This is a genomic window from Streptomyces lasiicapitis, assembly GCF_014646335.1.
Taxonomy (GTDB): Bacteria; Actinomycetota; Actinomycetes; order Streptomycetales; family Streptomycetaceae; genus Streptomyces; species Streptomyces lasiicapitis.
The window spans coordinates 4,598-24,203 of sequence record NZ_BMNG01000025.1 but is presented as its reverse complement, the minus strand read 5'-3'; the positions used below and the strand labels follow the sequence as shown (position 1 = coordinate 24,203).

Below are 19,606 nucleotides of genomic sequence, written 5' to 3'. Positions count from 1 at the left end.
CTGTGTCCCCAACTCCCGGCCGCGTCACGGCGGTCGACACCTACGACATCCGGTTCCCGACCTCGCGGGAGCTCGACGGGTCCGACGCGATGAACCCGGACCCGGACTACTCGGCGGCCTATGTGGTGCTGCGCACCGACGCCGAGGACGGACTCGAAGGGCACGGCTTCACCTTCACCATCGGGCGCGGCAACGAGGTGCAGGTCGCCGCGATCGACTCGCTCAGGCACCATGTCGTCGGCCGCTCCGTCGACGAGCTGTGCGGGGACCCGGGCACGCTCAACCGCGACCTGATCGGCGACAGCCAGCTGCGCTGGCTCGGACCCGAGAAGGGCGTGATGCACATGGCGATCGGCGCCGTCGTCAACGCCGTCTGGGACCTGGCCGCCAAGCGCGCCCGCACCCCGCTGTGGAAGCTCCTCGCCGACGCGGAGCCCGAATGGCTGGTCTCCCAGGTCGACTTCCGCTACATAGCCGACGCGCTCACGCCCGAGCAGGCGCTCGCGCTGCTGCGGTCGGGCCGCGCGGGCGCGGACGGCCGCGAGGCACACCTGCGCGAGCGCGGCTTCCCCGGCTACACCACCTCACCCGGCTGGCTCGGCTACAGCGACGAGAAGCTCACCCGCCTCGCCCGCCAGGCCGTCGCCGACGGCTTCACCCAGATCAAGCTGAAGGTCGGCGCGGACCTCGCCGACGACGTACGCCGCTGCCGCACCGCCCGCGAGGCCATCGGCCCGCACATCCGCATGGCGATCGACGCCAACCAGCGCTGGAACGTCGACGAGGCCGTGCGCTGGACGCGCGCGCTCGCCGAGTTCGACCCGTACTGGGTGGAGGAGCCCACCAGCCCCGACGACGTCCTCGCGCACGCCACCATCCGCGACGCCGTCGCCCCCGTGAAGGTCGCCACCGGCGAACACGTGCAGAACCGCATCGTGTTCAAGCAGCTCCTCCAGGCCGGCGCCATCGACGTCCTGCAGATCGACGCGGCCCGCGTCGGCGGCGTCAACGAGAACCTGGCGATCCTGCTGCTCGCCGCCCGCTTCGGCGTGCCGGTCTGCCCGCACGCGGGCGGCGTCGGGCTGTGCGAACTCGTCCAGCACCTGTCGATGTTCGACTACGTCGCGCTGTCCGGCACCACCGAGAACCGCGTCATCGAGTACGTCGACCATCTGCACGAACACTTCGTGGACCCCGTCGCGATCCGCGACGGCCACTATCTCGCACCCTCCGCGCCCGGTTTCTCGGCGACCATGCGCCCCGAATCCCTCGCGGAGTTCACGTTCCCCGGCGGCGCCTTCTGGGCGGCCGACCTCGCGCACCAGGCGGAACTCGCGGCCAGGACGGCGAACACAGGTAACGCGGGAACCACCGGAACCACGGCAACCACAGCCAAGAAGGCAAAGAAGGGGGCAGCGGCATGACGGACTTCACCGGCCTCACGGCCCTGGTGACCGGCGGCGCTTCGGGCATCGGCCGGGCCACGGCGGAACTCCTGGCCGCCCGGGGAGCCCAGGTGGCGGTGCTCGACCTCGACCCGAGCGGAGTGGAGAAGCCGCTGCGCGGATACGTCGCCGACGTCACCGACGACACGGCGGTGCGGGCAGCCGTCGCGGCGGCGGTGGCCGACCTCGGCGGGCTCGACATCCTGGTCAACAACGCGGGCATCGGCGCGCAGGGCACCGTCGAGGACAACGACGACGACCGGTGGCACGCCGTCCTCGACGTCAACGTCCTCGGCGTCGTCCGCACCACCCGCGCCGCGCTCCCGCACCTGCGGGCCTCCGCGCACGCGGCGATCGTCAACACCTGTTCCATCGCGGCGACCGCGGGCCTGCCGCAGCGCGCCCTGTACTCGGCCTCCAAGGGCGCGGTCCTCTCGCTGACCCTCGCGATGGCCGCCGACCACGTACGCGATGGCGTGCGCGTGAACTGCGTCAACCCCGGCACCGTGGACACCCCCTGGGTCGGCCGCCTCCTGGACGCCGCCCCCGACCCGGCCGCCGAGCGCGCCGCCCTCGCGGCCCGCCAGCCCACCGGCCGCCTGGTCACCGCCGACGAGGTCGCGGGCGCCATCGCCTACCTGGCGAGCCCGCTGTCCGGCGCCACCACCGGCACCGCGCTCGCCGTCGACGGCGGCATGCAGGGCCTGCGGCTGCGGCCGGTGACCCGGTGAGCGGCATACGGACGCGGCAACTCGGCCGCGGCGCCGTCCGGGTCAGCGAGCTGTCGTACGGCGGCGCCGGCATCGGCAACCTCTACTCGCCCGTCACCGACGAGGACGCCACCGTCGCGCTCAACTCCGCCTGGGACGCGGGCATGCGCTACTTCGACACCGCGCCGCACTACGGCCTCGGCCTGTCCGAGCGCAGGATCGGCGCGGCACTGCGCGGACGCCCCCGGGACGCGTACACCGTCTCCACGAAGGTGGGGCGGATCCTGGAACCGGTCACCGGGCCCGTCAGCGGCGACGACCTGGCCGACGGCGGCTTCGCCGTGCCCGCCGACCACCGGCGCCGGTGGGACTTCAGCGCGGACGGCGTGCGCCGCTCGATCGAGTCCAGCCTGGAACGCCTCGGCATCGACCGCGTCGACATCGTCTACCTCCACGACCCGGACGACCACGGCGAAGAGGCCTTCCGCGAGGGCTATCCCGCCCTGGAACGGCTGCGCTCCGAAGGCGTCGTGGGCGCCATCGGCGCGGGCATGAACCAGGCCGAGATGCTGACCCGCTTCGTCCGCGACACCGACGTCGACGCCGTGCTGTGCGCGGGCCGCTACACACTCCTCGACCACCAGGCCCTCACCGAGCTGCTGCCCGCCGCGAGCGCGCGCGGAGCCTCGATCGTCATCGGCGGCGTCTTCAACTCCGGCCTCCTCGCCGACCCGAAGGACGGAGCGCGCTTCGACTACACGGAGGCCCCCGACGAACTCCTCGACCGGGCGCGGTCGTTGCAGGGTCTCGCCGCCCGGCACGGTACGACGCTGCGAGCCGCCGCGCTCGCCTTCCCCTTCGGCCACCGGGCCGTGGCGAGCGTCCTCGTCGGCATCCACGCTCCGGGTCAAGTCGCCGACGCGGCAGAGCAGTTCGCGACCGAGGTGCCCGGCGACTTCTGGAAGGAGGCGCGGGCGGAGGGCCTGCTGCCGCCGGAGGTGCCCGTACCGGGAGAGAACGACCCCGGGGTGGTGGCCGGGCCGTGAGAGTCGCCCTGCACACCAAGGTCCGTGCCGACCGCGTCGAGGAGTACGAGGCCGCGCACCGCGAAGTCCCCGCCGAGCTGACCGCCGCGATCCGCGCGGCGGGCGCCACGTCGTGGACGATCTGGCGCAGCGGCACCGACCTTTTTCACGTCCTGGAGTGCGACGACTACGCCCGCCTCCTCGCCGAGCTGGAGAAGCTGCCCGTGAACGTCGCGTGGCAGGCGCGCATGGCGGAGCTGCTCGACGTGGTGCACGACTACTCGGGCGACGGGGCGGACGCGGGCCTGCCCGTGGTCTGGGAGCTGCCGTGATCATCGACGCCCACCACCACGTGTGGGACCTCGGCGTGCGCGACCAGGAGTGGATCACCGGCCCCGAGATGGCCCCGATCCGCCGGACCTTCACGGCCGACGACCTCGCCCCGCACGCCCGCGCCGCCGGAGTCGTCGCCACCGTCCTCGTCCAGACCGTCACCGTCGCGGAGGAGACCCCGGAGTTCCTCGCCCTCGCGGCGGACAGCGACCTGATCGCCGGAGTCGTCGGCTGGACCGACCTCACCCGCCCCGGCATCGCCGACACCCTGGCCGCACTCACCGAACTGCCGGGCGGGAAGCACCTGGTGGGCATCCGCCACCAGGTGCAGGCCGAGCCCGACCCTCAGTGGTTGCTGCGCCCGGACGTATGCCGCGGCCTCGCCGCCGTGGCGGACGCGGGGCTCGCGTACGACCTCGTGGTGCGGCCCGACCAGCTCCCCATGTGCGCCGAGGCGGCCGCACGGCTGCCCCAACTCACCTTCGTGCTCGACCACTTGGGTAAGCCGCCCATCGCGTCCGGGGACCTGGAACCCTGGGCTTCGTCCCTGCGCGCGTTCGCGTCGCTGCCGAACACCGTGGCCAAGCAGTCGGGTCTGGTCACCGAGGCCGACTGGGCGTCCTGGACCGTGGCTGGGCTGCGGCCTTACGCGGACACCGCGCTGGAGGCGTTCGGTCCCGCTCGGCTGATGTTCGGCTCGGACTGGCCGGTGTCCGGCCTCGCCGCCACGTACCGTGAAGTCGTGGACGCGGCAAGGGCGTTGACGTCGGCGCTGAGCGACACCGAGCGCGCGCAGGTGTTCGCGGGGACGGCGGGGCGCGTGTACGGGCTCGCGGACCCGGGCGGAATCCCTACGACCCCACCGGCCCGGCCGGACCTGCTTTGACGTAGGCCCCCTCCGCCGCACGTCCCGTGATCCAAAGCGGCATGAAGTGTGCGAACCGGGATCCGTTGACCCAGCTTCACCCGAAGCCGTACCTTCTGGTCATCTGCGCGGTCTACGGGGGACGCGCTCCATCGCGGATACACAGGGGGACGCGATGCACTGGTACGTGGACGTACTCAAGAAATACACCGTGTTCAACGGGCGGGCGCGACGCGCCGAATACTGGATGTTCACACTGTTCAACCTCGTCATCAGCCTCGTGCTCGCGCTGATCGACATGGCGACCGGCCTCACGCCGATCCTCGAAGTGATCTACACCCTGGCGGTCCTGCTGCCCGGCCTCGCCGTCGGCGCGCGCCGCCTGCACGACACCGGCCGCACCGGCTGGTGGCAGCTGCTCTTCCTGCTCCCGGTGATCGGCCTGATCATCCTCATCGTGATGCTCTGCACCGACAGCAAGCCGGCGAACCAGTACGGCCCGAACCCCAAGGAGGCCGCGCCGACACCGGCTTGGTGAGTCACGGTTCCGGCGCCTGGTCCAACCGGGTCGGCGGCAGGAACTCGCGTACGTACGTGCGCTCCCAGCACGCGCCCGTCTCCCGCAGCTCACGCCACGTCGTGCAGCGATAGCGGTAGAGGCGGGCGCGGACGTATCGCGGCGGCCGGTCGGGGAACGGGCAGTGGCGCAGCAGCCGCAGCGTGTCCCGGTCGCCTTCGAGGAGCCGTTCCACGAGCGGCCCGAACCACGGGTTCGCGTACGCGGGCGAAAGCCCGGCGAACCACATCATCCAGTCGAGCCGCAGATGGTACGGCGCGAACTGCCGCGGCCACCTCCGTACGTCGCCGGGCTTGCCCTTGAACTCGTACTCCAGCCACGCGGAGTCCGTCCGGGGCACCGCGTCCGCCGTGCCCTCGATCACGACCTCCTGCCGCACCCTGCTGACGCTGCCGAACGCGCCGTAGGCGTTGACCAGGTGCAGCGGGTCGAAGGAGCAGTTCATGACCTGCCGCCGTGAGACCAGGTTGCGCGCCGGACGGTAGCTCAGGGCGAGCAGACCCGCGGCGACGGCGATGACGAGGATCTCGTACCAGAGCGGGGGAGCGGCGAGATCCGCGGGCGGGGCCGCCGCGTCGCCGAACAGCCGCCGGAAGTCGACGGCGCTGAGCGCGAGTGCGATCGTCAGCCAGTTCAGCCAGGAGAAGTTGCCGGAGAGGACGAGCCACAGCTGGGTGGCGGCCATCAGCAGGGCCGCGCCCGTGGCGACGGGCTGCGGGGTGAACAGGAGGAAGGGGACGGCGAGTTGGGTGACGTGGTTGGCCGCCGCCTCGGCGCGGTGCAGCGGCCGCGGCAGCCGGTGGAAGAACCAGCTCAGCGGGCCCGGCATCGGCTGCGTCTCATGGTGGAAGTACAGGCACGTCAGCTTGCGCCAGCACGCGTCGCCGCGCATCTTGATCAGCCCGGCGCCGAACTCGACCCGGAACAGCACCCAGCGCAGCAGGAACAGCACGAGCACCGGCGGCCCGACGTCGTCGCCCGCGAGCAGCACCGCCAGGAAGCCGACTTCGAGAAGGAGTGACTCCCAGCCGAAGCCGTACCAGGTCTGCCCCACGTTCACGATCGACAGATACAGCGCCCACGGCACCAGCCACAGCAGCATCGCGCCCCACAGCGGAAGCAGCCCGTCCACGCCCGCGAGCAGCGCCACGGCCACCGCGCAGCCGCTCCACGCCCACAGCGCGAAGAAGCGGTCCGAGTAGTGGAAGTGGAAGACGCTGGGGGAGCGCCGGAACGGCACCCGCGCCACGTACCGGGGCACGGGCTGCATGCCGCGCTCCCCGATGAGCGCGCGGAACTGCAGCGCGGCGCCGAGGAAGGCGACGAGATAGATCGCGGCAAGCACGCGCTGGAAGACGAGTCGGCCGACCCAGTAGGAGTCCGCCGTGAACCACTCCACTCCTCCATTGTGACGGAGAGTGAGCGCTGGGTCCTGTGGGCGGGCGAGGAACAGCGTGGTGCTGCCCGGACGCGCCCCCGGGGCCCCGGAGCTCCGGGCGGGGCTCAGCGGGGCGGCGCCACCAGGCCCGTCTCGTACGCGATGATCACGAGCTGCACCCGGTCCCGCGCGTCCAGCTTCGAAAGCAGGCGCGTGACGTACGTCTTCGCGGTGGCGACGCTGATGGTCAGCCGCTCGGCGATCTCGGAGTTGGACAGGCCGCCGCCGACCAGCGTGAGGACCTCGCGCTCGCGCTCCGTGATGCCCGAGACGTCCCTGGGCGGCGGGGCGGCCGCGGGACGGTCCGCGAACTCCTTGATCAGGCGGCCGGTCACGCTCGGCGCGATCAGGCCGTCCCCGGCCGCGACGACACGCACCGCGGCGAGGATCTCGTCGAGCGCCATGTCCTTGACCAGGAACCCGGACGCGCCGGCGCGCAACGCCCCGTACACGTAGTCGTCGTCGTCGAACGTCGTCAGGACGACGATGCGGGTGGCGTCCGTGGCCCGCGTGATCAGGCGGGTGGCCTCGATGCCGTCCGTGCCGGGCATGCGGATGTCCATGACCACGACATCGGGCTTCAGGTCGGCGGCGAGGCGGACGGCCTCCTCGCCGTTCCCGGCCTCGCCGACGACTTCCAGGTCGTCGGCCTCGGTGATGACCATCTGGAGGGCGGCGCGCACGAGGGGCTGGTCGTCGGCCAGGACGACGCGCACGGGCCGCCGGTCGTCGGCCGGGGCGGCGGGCGCGGTCATCGCACACCCGCAGGAACGGGCAGGCGCGCCGCCACGCGGAAGCCGCCCTCGGGCCGCGGTTGCGCGCTGAACTCGCCGTGCAGCAGGCCGACCCGCTCGCGCATGCCGAGCAGTCCGTATCCGGTGCCGTCGACGGCCGCGCTCCGGCCGGTCCCGTCGTCGAGCACCTCGATCGCCAGCTCGTCGTCGCGGCTGTCGACGGTCACCCGGCAGGAGCGGGTGCCCGCGTGCCGGACCACGTTGGTGACCGCCTCCTGGATGATGCGGTACGCCGACACGTCGATCTCCGGCGGCACCGGCCTGAGCTCGCCGAGCCAGCGCACGTCGACGCGGACGCCCGCGGCCGTGGTGGTCTTCGCGAGCCGGTCCACGTCGGCGAGGCCGAGGCCCGGGTCGAGCGGGGCCGTCTCCTGGGCCTTGCCCGGTTCCGCGGTGCGCAGCGCGCCGAGCATGCGGCGCAGGCCGGAGAGCGTCTCGCGGCTCGCCGTCTCGATCTCGCCGAGGGCGCCGCGGGCCCGCTCGGGCTGGGTGCCGATGACGCGGCGCGCGGCGCCGGACTGCAGGGCGATGATGCCGATGCTGTGCGCGACCATGTCGTGCAACTCGCGGGCGATGCGCAGCCGTTCGGCCGTCACGGCCTGGGCGGCGGCCTGCTCGCGGAGCTGCTCGGCGTGGCGCCGTGACTGGTGCGCCGCGTCACCGAGGAGCCAGGCGACGACGGCCGTCAGCGCGACGGTCAGCTCCGCGGAGGTCCCGACGACCCAGCCGAAGGCCAGGCGCGTCAGCAGATATCCGGTGAGTGTGCCGAGCGCCATGGCGAGCGCGGCGAGGCCGGTCCTGCGCGGCCGGGCCGCGGCGATGACGTACACCGCGACATCGGCCGCGACGAACTGAAGGAGCGGGATCTCGCCCACGCTCAGCGCCGTCGACGCGCCCGCCGAGGCCAGCAGGATCAGACAGAGCCCGGCGAGAGGGCTGCGGCGCAGGCGCTGGCCGCCCGCGAAGGCCACCGCGGTGGCCAGGGCCAGCATCGCCAGACCGTCCCACCGGAAGAAGAGGACCCCCTGCTGCGCGGGTTGGGCCTCACCCGGCAGCCGGAACCGGAAGAGGAACGTCAGCGCCGACCCCACCAACCAGGCCAGCGCCGTCCACGTATGCGGCGGCACGCGCTTGAACGAGGGCTGCGGTGGTGGTGTCACGGACATGTCGACATCGTAAGCGCGTGCTCAGCGGCGGGAATCGGCCCACGGGTGTACAACCGGGGTCGACACCCGGCGGCCCGGATTGTCGGCGGCGGTCCGATGCCGAAGGGACCCCGCCCCCGCCACCGTTGACACATGATCGAAGTCAAGGACCTGACGAAGCGCTACGGCGCGACGACGGCCGTGAAGGACCTCACCTTCACGGTGCGACCCGGATACGTCACGGGATTCCTCGGGCCGAACGGCGCGGGCAAGTCCACCACCCTGCGCATGATCCTCGGCCTGAACGAGCCCACGGGCGGCACCGTCACCGTCGGCGGCCACCGCTTCCGCGACCGGCCGCGCGGCCTGCGCCACGTGGGCGGGCTGCTCGACGCGGGCGACGTGCACGGCGGCCGCAGCGCCGTCGCGCACCTGGCCGTGCTCGCCCGCAGCAACCGCATCCCGCGCCGCCGGGTGGACGAGGTCCTCGCGGAGGTCGGGCTCGCCGGAGCGGCGGGACGGCGCCGCATCGCGGGGTTCTCGCTCGGCATGCGCCAGCGCCTCGGCATCGCCGCCGCGCTGCTCGGCGACCCGCCGGTACTCCTCTTCGACGAGCCGCTCAACGGCCTCGACCCGGAAGGCGTGCTGTGGGTGCGCGGCCTGTTCCGGCGCCTTGCCGCGGAGGGCCGCACCGTCTTCGTGTCCAGCCATCTGATGTCGGAGATGGAGAACACGGCCGACGAACTGGTCGTCATCGGACGCGGCGAGCTGATCGCTGCCGAGAGCCTGACCCGGTTCGCGGCCCGGGGCACCGGGGCGGGCGTCACCGTGCGCACCCCGCGCGCCGCCGACCTGGCGGACCTGCTGACCGCCGAGGGCGCCGCGGTGAACCAGGACGGGCCGCTGCTCACCGTCACCGGCCTGGACGCCGCCCGCATCGGCGACCTCGCCTGCCGCCACGCCCTGCCGCTGCACGAACTGGCCCCGCGCGCGGCGTCCTTGGAGGAGGCCTTCATGGAACTCACGGCCGACAGCGTCGAATACCTCGCGGGAGAAGCACGATGACCACAGGGACTGCCACACACGCCCCCCTGTACGCGGCCGGGTCCGAGCCCGCCGCCCGCTTCCGCGACCTCCTCGCCGCGGAGTGGCTGAAGCTCTGGTCGCTGCGGTCCACGCCGTGGGCGTACCTGGTCACCGCGCTCGCCGTGATCGGCTTCAACGTGGGCCAGGCGTACGACACCTACCGCTACTGGTCGACGGAGGCGGCGGGCGACCGGGACAAGTTCATCCGCGACGGCATCCCCCTCGCCGAGGCCTTCACGTCCAACGCCGTGCTGATCCACGTCCTCGCGGCCGGGGCGATCGGCGCGGTGACGGTCGTGGGGGAGTACGGCAGCGGGCTCATCCGGACGACGTTCGCGGCCGTGCCCGCCCGCCGTTCGGTGATGGCGGCCAAGGTGGTCGTCGTCGCCGCGGTGACCACGGTGTTCGGCGCGCTGGTCGCCCTGGTGTCCTTCTTCTCGACGCAGGCCATCCTGAACGGCCGGGACATCGGGGTCTCCCTCGACCACCCCGGTGCCCTGCGCGTGGTCGTCGCGTCCGCGCTGATCACGCCCGTCGCCGCGCTGGTGGGCATGGCGATCGGCACGCTCCTGCGCCACATGGGCAGCACCATGATCGTCACTGTCGCGACGCTCCTGGTGCTGCCCATGGTCGTCAGCCCCGACCGCCACTGGTCGGCGCTCATCGCCCACGCCCTGCCGTTCCCCGCGTGGCGGCGGCTGACCGAGCCCGGCGGACACCTCGCGGCCTACCCGTGGTCAGAGGGCGGGGCCTGGACCGTGTACGCGGTGTGGGCGCTGGCCGCCGCTGCGGTCACCGTGTGCAGCGTGCACCGACGGGACCAGTGAGGGGACGTCTCGCGGGTGCGGGTGGGCACCCGCGAGGCGCCGTCAGTTCGTGTTGAGCGTCAGGCCGTAGTGCCGCAGCGTGTCGTCCAGCGGCTGGAAGTAGGACGAGCCCTGGTCGTTCACGCCGCCGCAGGACTGGTCCGTCGGGCCGCCCGAGGTCATTCCCTGGGCCTGGTTGCCCGAGATGTACGCCCCGCCGCTGTCGCCGCCCTCGACGCAGACCGTGGACCGGCCCAGGCCGGTGACCACGGTGTCCGGGCCGCCGTTGCGGTCGGTGTACGTGACGGTGACGCCGTACGCGTTGACCTTGCCGCACGTCCAGCCGGTCGTCGAGCCGGACTTGCACAGGGTCGCGCCGACCGCCGCGCGCTGGCTGCCGCGCACCGCGACCGAGGCGCCGTTGCCCCAGGTGCCGACCGACGTCGTGATCGAGGAGCCCGCGTCGACCGTCGCCAGGCCCATGTCCACGCTGTTGCGGCCGAGCGCGAAGCGGGTCGTCGAGCCGGACGCGAACTTCGAGCCGTTGAAGTAGAGGCCCGGATTGCCGGTCACGCAGTGGCCCGCGGTGACGAGGTACTGCCGGCCCGCGGAGTTCTTCGCCCCGAAGCCGACCGAACACCACGAACCGGCATTGTTGTTGATGTTCATCCGGCTGCCCGGAGCGACCGCCGCCTTCGCCTGGAGCTCGCGGTCGCTCTTGACTATTCGCACGGCGTCGCCGTGCCTGCGGGCCTCCTTGAGGAAGGCGCGCGCGGCCGGGGTGGCGGAGTCGGTCACGGTGACCTTGACGGTGTCGGAGGCCAGGTCGGCCTCCCAGGACGCGATGCCGCTCGGGACCCGCTTCGCCGCGGCCGTGTCGAGTGCGGTGGTGACGCGGGTCAGTTCGGCCTCGCCCCGGCTCGGTATGCGGGCGGTGAGGCCGGTGGCCTTCACCTTCTTCGCCTCGCGGGCGGCGCCGACGTTCACCGTCAGCGTGCCCTTCGCGTCGAAGAACGCGCCGTCCGTACGGACGCCGTCCTGGCGCAGCCGGTCCAGTCTCCGCTGCTGGTCGGCCTGTTCGTCGAGGTGTCTCACGGCGGCGGAGTCGCTGACGCCGAGGGTGTCCGCCAGGGCCTCGATCATCCGCGGCTCGTAGCGCGGTGCCGGGGGGGCGTCGGCCTGTGCGACGGTGGCACCGGTCGAGGCCACCAGGGCTCCCGCCGCCGCGGCGGCGAGGATGTAATGACGGGCATGCGCCATCTGAATGCCTTTCAACTGTGTGGGGGCTCATGGAAGTTCGGTGCACCGGGGTGGGGTCATTCGGTGCACCGAACGTCCATCGGCGTGGTGCGCGGGATTTCCCGGACCGTGCCGTGGGCGAAACCCTCCCGTCGGTCCGGGCGGTCACACAAGGCATGGCGGAGCGCGGGGTTTTAAGGCGAAAGACGTAAACACTTAATGCGCGAACTCGGGGAATGCGATGGTGTCGGAGAGCGACGCCGACGCAACGATCAGTGCTCGTCCAGGGGTTGACGCGGGCAAAGAGTGAGGCGCAAGCGGCGTTCCGGATATTGACGTACAAGGCCCCGACGGGGTTTGGTAGCGGAGCCGTGGGTCGTCATCTGTCATGCCGGGAGGCGGAAATTCGTGACGGATACATCCGGGCTGACGCCGAACGAGCCGAACACCCGGGAAACCGATACTGAATCGGTCCTTTCGTCGGGTCTTTCACCGGCTCTTGCGCCGGACCCTGCGTCGGACCTCGCGTCGGCCCTTTCGGCGGAACGCCCCGCTCCGTTCGCCGTCGCCCTGCGCGAGGCGGTACGCCGGCGCGGGCTCCCCCTGGACCGCATCTGCGAGCGGCTGACCGCCCGCGGCATCCGGCTCACCCCCGCGACCCTCAGCTACTGGCAGCGCGACCGCACCCGGCCCGAGCGCTCCGACTCACTGCGCGCCGTGGTCGCCCTGGAAAGCATCCTCGACCTGCCGCCCGGCGGTCTCTCCGCACTCCTTCCGCCCCAACGCCCGCGCGGGCGACGCGTCGCGCGCACCGACGAGCACGCGACCCGCCGTCTCTACGGCCAGTCGTCCTGGCAGGAGCAGGCGCTCGGGGACTCCTTCGCGGACTTCAACCGGGACATCGTCGTGCTCCTGACCCGCGAGGTCCTGCACCTGGACCGGCGCGGCTGCGTACGCCGTCTGATCGTGAATCACCTGGTCCGCGCCGTAGCCGACGGACCGGAACAGATGATGAACCTGCACTTTCTGGACGATCCCGACGGCGCGCTGCCCGAAGCGACCGTGCGCTGCGGACAATTGGAGTCGCTGCGGCAGGACGCGGCCTCGGGCGGGGTCATGCTCCAGATCGGCTTCGGCCGTCCGCTGACGGTGGGCGAGACCATGTCCGTCGACTACGAGATCCGTACCGCCCCCTACGAGAACCCGACGGGATTCCACGAGCGCGGCATCCGCGGCAACCAGGACGCCTACCTCCTGCACGTGTACTTCCCCCACGACCGCCTCCCGGCGATCTGCCACTCGTACTACCGCGAGAACTCCTCAGCGCAGCAGCGGAAGGTACGACCCCTGCCCGTGGACACCTCCGGCACGGCTCATCTGTACGCCGCGCAGTGCCGGCAAGGCATCTACGGCATGAGCTGGCAGTGGCCGGACGACGGCTGAGCCCCGCCTCCGTTTGCGGGGCCCCGCTCCGCCCGCCAGACAATGAGGGACGAATGCCCCGGCAACAGGCGGGAGACCCCCCGTGCGCACCTCCACCAGGACGTGGGCGACGGCCCTCGGGATATCCGCGGCGCTGACCGTCGCGGGATGCTCAGGCTCCGACAGCGACGGCCAGGAGAAGAAGCAGAACGCGGACAGCGGACGCGAGCTGTTCCTGCAACCCGTCGCCGCGCAGGGCCCGGACCCCTTCACGGACTCCACCGCCAGGGACACCGGGAGCCCGCCACCCGTCACCCGTTCGCAGCAACCGTCGCCCAGCGACTCGTCCCCGCCCGCCGACCAGGGCCTGCGCTCCCTGGCGGGCGGCACACCCGGCCTCTACGGCGGCACGCAGCGCGTCGGCAGCTGCGACGTGGGCCTCCAGATCCGCTTCCTGACCGCCGAACCCGCCCGCGCCCGCGCCTTCGCCGGCGCGGCTGGCATCGCCCAGGACGGCATCCCCGCCTACCTGCGCGGCCTCACCCCCGTCGTCCTGCGCGCCGACACCCGCGTCACCAACCACGGCTACCGCGACGGGCGGGCCACCGCCTACCAGTCCGTGCTCCAGGCGGGCACCGCCGTCCTCGTCGACGACCGCGGCCTGCCCCGGGTGCGCTGCGCGTGCGGCAACCCGCTGAAGCCCCCGGTCGCCTTCCGGGACACCCCGAGCCACAGCGGACAGCCGTGGAGCGGCTACCGGCCCACGAAGGTGATCGTCGTGACGCCCGCGCCACGGCCGATCAACGTCATCATCATCGTGAACATCGTCAACAACACCTGGATCGAGCGGAAGACCGGCGACCATCACGGCGAGGACGACCACACCGTGCCGCCCCCGGACCCGACGTCCACCCCGCCCACCGACTCCGCAGACCCGGACGAGAGCGGCGACCCGAGCGACTCCACGGACCCGACCGACCCCAGCGACTCCGCGGACCCGTTCGACTCCTCCGACCCGTCGGACCCGGCGGATCCCTCGGACCCCTCGGACCCCTCCGACCGTGACCTTGTCCCCGGCACCCCCGACGAGGACGGCACCCCGACCGACTGCCCCACCCCGGGAACCGGCACGGACGACCCCCTGGACGCCACCCCGGCCCCGCTCCCGCCCGGCTGCCCCACCCCGCCGCAGGACCCCGGAGTGCAGCCGCCCGGCCCCCAGGACCGCACGCCCGACGGCGTCACCTCCACGGTCTTCGGCCCCGACCCCGGCTCCTTCGACAGCTGAGCGCCCCGGCGCGCCAAGGGCGGCCGCCGTCCACATGCGGCCGTCCGAGGGTGCGCCTAGCGTTGGCCCATGGACGCGGGCACGGGAGGTGTCGAGGCAGCGATGCGGCGCTGCAGCGGCAGCTCCGCATCCCCTCCGGCCTGCTGTTTTCTCGACGCCTACGGTCCCGGTCTGGAGATGGGCGGCTTCGAGTGGGACCTGCGGAGCGGGGAGCTGCTCCTGGACGACGCGGTCCTCGCCCTCTTCGACCTGCGGCCCGACGAGTTCGACAACCGGCCGCAGAGCCTCGCCGTCCGGGTGCCGCCCGGCGAGGCCCACCGCCTCGACACCCAGGTCTCACAGGCCCTGAAGAACGGCGACGCCGGCTACGGCGCGTACTTCCGGGTGCGCCTGCGCGACGGCGGCCTGCGCTGGCGGCACACCCAGGGCCACGTCCTGCGCGACGGATCCCGGCGCCCGCAGCGCATCGTGGGCATCGTGCGCGACGCGACCCGCGAGCTCAGCGACAGCACCGCGCACCGCGAGCGCGTGGAGGAGGAGGCGGACCGGCGCCGCCGCACCAGCGTCGTCCAGGGCACCACGGCGGCCCTGGCCCACGCCCGTACCGTCGCCGACGTCATCGACGTCCTCAGCGACGCCCAGGGCCTCGCCCACCTCGGCGCCTCGCACCTGGTCATGGGCCTCGTCGAGGCCGGCCGGATCCGGCTCGTCGCGGAAGGGCCGCCGGAGGGCTACGTCCCCGGCACCCGCCTCACCCGCGTCGACGAGCCCTACCCCATGGGCGAGGTCGTGCGCACGCTCTCGCCGCGCTACATCGAGACGCCCGAGGAGTTCGCCGCCTCCTACCCCAAGCTGTGGCCGCACATCGAGCACCTCGGCATCACCTCGGCCGCCTATCTGCCGCTGATCGCCCAGGCCAAGCCGATCGCCGTGCTCGGCCTGCTCTACCAGGACCGCACCGGGTTCACGCAGGAGGAACGCACCGTCCTGGTGGCGCTCAGCAGCAGCATCGCGCAGAGCCTGCAGCGCGCCATGTTCTACGAACAGGAGAAGGACCTCGCGGAGGGCCTGCAGCAGGCGATGCTGCCCCGCCACATCCCCGGCGTCCTCGGCGCCGACATCGCCGTGCGCTACCGCAGCGCGGCGCTCGGCCGCGACATCGGCGGCGACTGGTACGACGTGATCCCGCTGCCCGGCGGCCGCGTCGGCGCCGTCATCGGCGACGTACAGGGCCACGACACCCACGCCGCCGCCGTCATGGGCCAACTGCGCATCGTGCTGCGCGCGTACGCCGCCGAGGGCCACACGCCCGCCACCGTCATGGCCCGCGCCTCCGGCTTCCTGCACGAACTCGACACCGAGCGCTTCGCGACCTGCCTGTACGCGGAGACCGACCTCAGCACCGGCGTGGTGCAACTCGTGCGCGCCGGGCACATCGACCCGCTCCTTCGGCTCACCGACGGCACCTGCCGCCGCGTGCCCGTCGACGGCGGCCTTCCGCTCGGCCTCTCCGCCGAGTTCGGGAATCTCGACTACCCCGTGACCACCGTCGAACTCGACCCCGGCCAGACCCTGTTGCTCTACACCGACGGCCTCGTCGAGGAGCCCGGCGCCGACCTCGACGACGGCACCCAGGCGCTCGCCGAGCTCGTCACCGTCGGCCCGCAGGACCTGGAGGAGCTGGCCGACCTGCTGTGCGGCCGGGTCGACGACGGCCGGGGCGACGACGACGCCGCGCTGCTCCTGATGCGCCGCCGCATGGTCGACGCGCCCCGCTCCGGCGGCCGCCTCCAGCAGCACGTCGCGCCGGGCGACCCGGAGGCACTCGCCGAGGCCCGGCACATGATCCGGGCCGCCGTGCGCGCGTGGGGCGCGCGCGACCGCGCCGACGAGATCGAGCTGGCCGCCGACGAGCTGATCACCAACGCGCTGATGCACACCGACGGGCCCGCCATCGTCACGCTGCGCGTCGTGTCCGGCGCCGACCGGCGCCTTCGCGTCGACGTCGAGGACTCCTCCAGCGCGCTGCCCCGGCTGCGCGAGGCCTCCGACGACGGGGTGTCCGGGCGCGGCCTGCTGCTCGTGGACCGGCTCGCGGACGTGTGGGGTGTGGACTCGCGGGGCGGTGGTAAATGCACGTGGTGCGAGTTCATCGTGCCCGCGCGCGACGCGGTGGACGAAGGGTGAGGCGGCCATGCCGGAACTGCCGGAAGTCGAGGCGCTGCGGGAGTTCCTCGCCGACGCGCTGACCGGGCACGAGATCGTCCGGGTGCTGCCGGTGGCGATCAGCGTCCTCAAGACGTACGACCCGCCGGTGACCGCGCTCGAAGGCCGCGAGGTCACCGGGGTCGCCCGCCACGGCAAGTTCCTCGCCGTCGACGCGGGCGGCCTGCACCTCGTCACGCACCTCGCCCGCGCGGGCTGGCTCCAGTGGAAGGACCCGCTCCCGAGCGGCGCCCCACGGCCCGGCAAGGGCCCCCTCGCGCTGCGCGTGGCGCTGGAGACCGGTGCGGGCTTCGACCTCACCGAGGCCGGTACACAGAAGCGCCTCGCCGTGTACGTCACCGACGACCCCGCCGCGCTCCCCGGCATCGCCCGCCTCGGCCCCGACCCGCTGGCCGCGGACTTCACCCCGGAGCGGTTCGCGGAGCTCCTGGACGGTGAACGGCGGCGCCTCAAGGGCGCGTTGCGCGACCAGAGCCTCATCGCCGGCATCGGCAACGCCTACAGCGACGAGATCCTGCACGCCGCGCGCATGTCGCCCTACAAGCTCGCCGGGAGCCTGTCCGCCGCGGAGACGCAGCATTTGTACGAGGCGCTGCGCGCGACGCTCACGCAGGCCGTGGAGCGCTCGCACGGGCTTGCCGCCGCGCGGCTCAAGTCCGAGAAGAAGTCCGGGCTCCGCGTGCACGGACGCGCCGGACTTCCCTGCCCCGTCTGCGGCGACACCGTCCGCGAGGTGTCCTTCGCGGACTCGTCCCTGCAGTACTGCCCCACCTGCCAGACGGGCGGCAAGCCACTGGCCGACCGCCGCATGTCCCGGCTCCTGAAGTAGCCCGCTCTCCAGGGAAGCTCTTCCGGGAGCCGGACGGGCGGTGCCTCAGACCGTCGCCCCGATCTCGGCGCGGTGGCGCGCAAGCCAGCCGTCCAGGGACTCCAGACGCGGGTTGAGGCGGCGCACCAGGTCCAGGTCGCGCGCGCCCGTGAAGTAGGCGGCCGCCTCGGCGTAGAACTCGTACATGTTCCCCACCTCCACCGCGCTCGGGTAACCGGCGGCGCGCGCCTGCTCGTAGCTCTGCGGCCGGTACGTCACCTGCTCGCCGAGGAGCGCGGTGAACCTGGCCGCGAGTTCCTCGCCCGTGGCGTGCTCGCCCGCGATGGAGACGGTGCGGCCGACGTACTCCACACCCCGGCTCAGCACGCCCAGTGCGGTGCGGCCGATGTCCTCGGCGGCGATCATGGCCAGCGGGCGGTCCGCCATGGGGAGGCTCAGGACGAGCTTGCCGTCGGCGTCGCGGTGCGGGCCCTGTCCCTGGGTGAACGCCTCGTAGAAGAAGGTGGTCTGCAGGAAGGTCGTCGGCACGCCGAGGCTCGTGAAGGCCGCGTTGGCCTCCGCCTTGGCGTCGAAGTGCGGCACCGCGTACGTGCCGAGCGGCGTCGGGACCGTGCGGCCGAGGTGGGCGAAGTACGGCCGGGTGTCCTCCAGGGTGGACCACACCACGTGCCGCAGGCCGTTCGCGTGCGCGGCGCGTGCGGCGATGTGGGCCTGGTCGATCTCCATCCGGGCACGGTCCCTGGCCGCTTCCTGCTCCGGTGTGAGCGGCGCCCAGAAGTTGGTCACCACGAACGCGCCGTACGCGCCCGCGAAGCCGCGGTGCACCGAGGCCTCGTCGTCGAGGTCGGCCTCGACCACCTCCGCGCCGCGCCCGGCCAGCGCGAGCGCCCGCGGGGACTCGGCGTCCCGCGTGAGGACCCGGGCCGTGAACCCGCTGTCGGGGGCGTCGAGGATCGCCCGCACCAGGCCACCGCCCTGCGATCCGGTCGCGCCGACCACTGCAATCGTCTTGTGTTCGGTCATGCCTCCACGCTGCCACCGCCGTCTCCCGCGCGCGTGCCCCTGCGGTGGGTACCCACGGCGTGGGGTGGCAGCGCCCCGGTGTACGGCACGACAATGAATCCATGGCTGCTGCTGAGGAGTTGGGCGAGTTCCTGCGGGCCCACCGCGCCGCGCTGACCCCCGCGGAGAGCGGCGTGCCGGTGTACGCCACCCCGCGCCGGGTGCCGGGCCTGCGCCGCGACGAGGTGGCCCACCTGGCTGGGATCAGCGTGAACTACTACACGCGCCTGGAACAGGGCGAGAGCCACCAGATGTCGGACTCCGTGCTCCAAGCCCTGGGCACCGCACTCCAGTTGACCGTGGACGAGCGGGCCCACCTGCTGCGCCTCGCCCGGCCCGCCCAGGCACGCCAGACCCGCCGCCCCTACGGCACCGAGCGACTGCGCCCGTCCGTCCGCGCCCTGGTGGAGAGCAGTGTCGACCAGGCGGCGATGGTCGTGGGCCGCTACTTCGACCTGCTCGGCGCGAACCGGCTCGGGTACGCGCTCTTCGGCGTGGCCCCCGGCCAACCCGTCAACCTGGCACGGCTGATGTTCCTCGACCCGGCCATGCGCGAGCTGTTCCCGGACTGGCAGGCCGACGCGGTCCGCACCGCGGCCTTCCTGCGGATGGCGACCGGCGACATGCCCGACGATCCCGCGCTCGCCGACCTCATCGGCGAACTCAGCATCAAGAGCCCTGAGTTCGCCCGCATCTGGGCCATCCAGCCCGTCGCCGAGTGCGGCCACTCCACGCGCCGCTACCACCACCCCCTTGTCGGGCCCCTGGAACTCCAGGAGGAGAGCATGAGGGTGTCCGGCGACCCCGGCCAGCGGATCATCTTCCAGGGCGCCGAACCCGGAACCGACTCGGCGGACAGGCTCCGCCTCCTGGACACGATCAGCCCGGACTCGACCGCTCCCTGACCCGGCCGACCCTCGGCGCGGCGCGGCTCGGCGCCTAACGCGGGCGCAGGGTGAGCAGGCGTTCGCCCCCGGCGGTGGACCGGACCTCGAAGCGGTCGATGCGGTCCGGCCGCAGCCCGGTGCCGCCGGTGGTCTCCATCTCCCGGCCGGGGCCCCGCCACGTCGTCACGACGTCCCGGGAACCGTCCGTCCCGACGGCGACCAGCTCGCAGGCCTGCCCCCGGCCCGCGTCCCGGACCTGGAGGTCGACCTCCGTCCCCCACGCCCGCTCCCGGGCCGTCAGGACGGCAGCCATCCCGCTGCGCCCGTCGTGCGCGGCGACCCGCAGCGCGCCGTCGCCCCCGCCCGCGCTCATGACGGCCGCCGCGGGGCCGACGACGGCGAGCACCACCCCCGCGGCCACCGCCGCGG

Annotated in this window: 18 protein-coding genes and 1 pseudogene; 13 read left to right on the top strand and 6 right to left on the bottom strand. The window is 72.9% G+C overall.

What is annotated here, in order from left to right; genetic code table 11:
• The first annotated feature begins 2 nt into the window (after positions 1–2).
• The 6 genes from IEY91_RS38645 to IEY91_RS38620 all read left to right on the top strand — a co-directional run bounded on the left by IEY91_RS38645 (position 3) and on the right by IEY91_RS38620 (position 4,916).
• Complete coding sequence (locus IEY91_RS38645) at positions 3–1,424, top strand: L-fuconate dehydratase (protein ID WP_229697613.1); 1,422 nt, start codon at positions 3–5, stop codon at positions 1,422–1,424.
• Complete coding sequence (locus IEY91_RS38640; protein ID WP_189177473.1) at positions 1,421–2,176, top strand: SDR family NAD(P)-dependent oxidoreductase; 756 nt, start codon at positions 1,421–1,423, stop codon at positions 2,174–2,176. Before IEY91_RS38645 ends, IEY91_RS38640 begins: the two co-directional genes overlap by 4 nt.
• Positions 2,173–3,201 carry an aldo/keto reductase gene (locus tag IEY91_RS38635; protein ID WP_189177472.1) on the top strand — a complete coding sequence of 343 codons (1,029 nt, stop codon included), beginning with the start codon at positions 2,173–2,175 and terminating at the stop codon, positions 3,199–3,201. The genes IEY91_RS38640 and IEY91_RS38635 overlap by 4 nt, the downstream gene beginning before the upstream one ends.
• Positions 3,198–3,512: an L-rhamnose mutarotase gene (locus IEY91_RS38630; RefSeq protein WP_189177471.1), complete on the top strand. Its 315-nt coding sequence runs from the start codon at positions 3,198–3,200 to the stop codon at positions 3,510–3,512. The genes IEY91_RS38635 and IEY91_RS38630 overlap by 4 nt, the downstream gene beginning before the upstream one ends.
• A complete protein-coding gene (locus tag IEY91_RS38625) occupies positions 3,509–4,399 on the top strand; it encodes an amidohydrolase family protein (RefSeq protein WP_189177470.1) in 891 nt (296 codons plus the stop codon). Before IEY91_RS38630 ends, IEY91_RS38625 begins: the two co-directional genes overlap by 4 nt.
• 154 nt (positions 4,400–4,553) lie before the next feature.
• A complete protein-coding gene (locus IEY91_RS38620) occupies positions 4,554–4,916 on the top strand; it encodes a DUF805 domain-containing protein (RefSeq protein ID WP_189177469.1) in 363 nt (120 codons plus the stop codon).
• 1 nt (position 4,917) lies between these two features.
• Here IEY91_RS38620 and IEY91_RS38615 read toward each other — a convergent pair whose 3' ends face one another.
• From IEY91_RS38615 to IEY91_RS38605, 3 genes are all read right to left on the bottom strand, one after another.
• On the bottom strand, positions 4,918–6,354 hold the full coding sequence (locus IEY91_RS38615; protein WP_189177468.1) for a lipase maturation factor family protein: 1,437 nt from the start codon (positions 6,352–6,354) through the stop codon (positions 4,918–4,920).
• 104 nt (positions 6,355–6,458) lie between these two features.
• Positions 6,459–7,148: a response regulator gene (locus IEY91_RS38610; RefSeq protein ID WP_189177467.1), complete on the bottom strand. Its 690-nt coding sequence runs from the start codon at positions 7,146–7,148 to the stop codon at positions 6,459–6,461.
• On the bottom strand, positions 7,145–8,353 hold the full coding sequence (locus IEY91_RS38605; RefSeq protein WP_164317943.1) for a sensor histidine kinase: 1,209 nt from the start codon (positions 8,351–8,353) through the stop codon (positions 7,145–7,147). Before IEY91_RS38605 ends, IEY91_RS38610 begins: the two co-directional genes overlap by 4 nt.
• A 132-nt stretch (positions 8,354–8,485) precedes the next feature.
• Here IEY91_RS38605 and IEY91_RS38600 point away from each other — a divergent pair, with 132 nt between their 5' ends.
• The gene (locus IEY91_RS38600) at positions 8,486–9,397 is read left to right on the top strand and encodes an ABC transporter ATP-binding protein (protein ID WP_164317941.1); all 912 of its coding nucleotides are present in this window, start codon (positions 8,486–8,488) and stop codon (positions 9,395–9,397) included.
• Positions 9,394–10,245 carry an ABC transporter permease gene (locus IEY91_RS38595; RefSeq protein WP_189177466.1) on the top strand — a complete coding sequence of 284 codons (852 nt, stop codon included), beginning with the start codon at positions 9,394–9,396 and terminating at the stop codon, positions 10,243–10,245. Before IEY91_RS38600 ends, IEY91_RS38595 begins: the two co-directional genes overlap by 4 nt.
• Positions 10,246–10,287: 42 nt before the next feature.
• Here the strand turns inward: IEY91_RS38595 and IEY91_RS38590 are convergent, their stop codons facing one another.
• Positions 10,288–11,484, bottom strand: coding sequence for a S1 family peptidase (locus IEY91_RS38590; RefSeq protein ID WP_189177465.1), 1,197 nt, complete (start codon positions 11,482–11,484; stop codon positions 10,288–10,290).
• Between the two features lie 387 nt (positions 11,485–11,871).
• On the opposite strand from IEY91_RS38590, the gene IEY91_RS38585 reads away from it, so the two are divergent.
• The 4 genes from IEY91_RS38585 (at position 11,872) to IEY91_RS38570 (ending at position 17,228) form a co-directional block, all read left to right on the top strand.
• Positions 11,872–12,906 carry a hypothetical protein gene (locus tag IEY91_RS38585; RefSeq protein WP_189177464.1) on the top strand — a complete coding sequence of 345 codons (1,035 nt, stop codon included), beginning with the start codon at positions 11,872–11,874 and terminating at the stop codon, positions 12,904–12,906.
• A gap of 82 nt (positions 12,907–12,988) precedes the next feature.
• Positions 12,989–14,173, top strand: a complete 1,185-nt coding sequence (locus tag IEY91_RS38580) for a DUF6777 domain-containing protein (protein ID WP_189177463.1) — start codon at positions 12,989–12,991, stop codon at positions 14,171–14,173.
• 69 nt (positions 14,174–14,242) lie between these two features.
• A complete protein-coding gene (locus IEY91_RS38575; protein WP_164317931.1) occupies positions 14,243–16,360 on the top strand; it encodes a SpoIIE family protein phosphatase in 2,118 nt (705 codons plus the stop codon).
• A 7-nt stretch (positions 16,361–16,367) separates the two neighbouring features.
• Positions 16,368–17,228: an Fpg/Nei family DNA glycosylase gene (locus IEY91_RS38570; protein ID WP_164317929.1), complete on the top strand. Its 861-nt coding sequence runs from the start codon at positions 16,368–16,370 to the stop codon at positions 17,226–17,228.
• Between the two features lie 45 nt (positions 17,229–17,273).
• Here the strand turns inward: IEY91_RS38570 and IEY91_RS38565 are convergent, their stop codons facing one another.
• Positions 17,274–18,251, bottom strand: a complete 978-nt coding sequence (locus tag IEY91_RS38565) for an NmrA/HSCARG family protein (protein WP_189177462.1) — start codon at positions 18,249–18,251, stop codon at positions 17,274–17,276.
• Between the two features lie 101 nt (positions 18,252–18,352).
• On the opposite strand from IEY91_RS38565, the gene IEY91_RS38560 reads away from it, so the two are divergent.
• The gene (locus tag IEY91_RS38560; RefSeq protein ID WP_189177461.1) at positions 18,353–19,195 is read left to right on the top strand and encodes a helix-turn-helix domain-containing protein; all 843 of its coding nucleotides are present in this window, start codon (positions 18,353–18,355) and stop codon (positions 19,193–19,195) included.
• Between the two features lie 34 nt (positions 19,196–19,229).
• Here IEY91_RS38560 and IEY91_RS42170 read toward each other — a convergent pair.
• Positions 19,230–19,606: pseudogene (locus tag IEY91_RS42170) on the bottom strand (hypothetical protein); the annotation flags it as partial.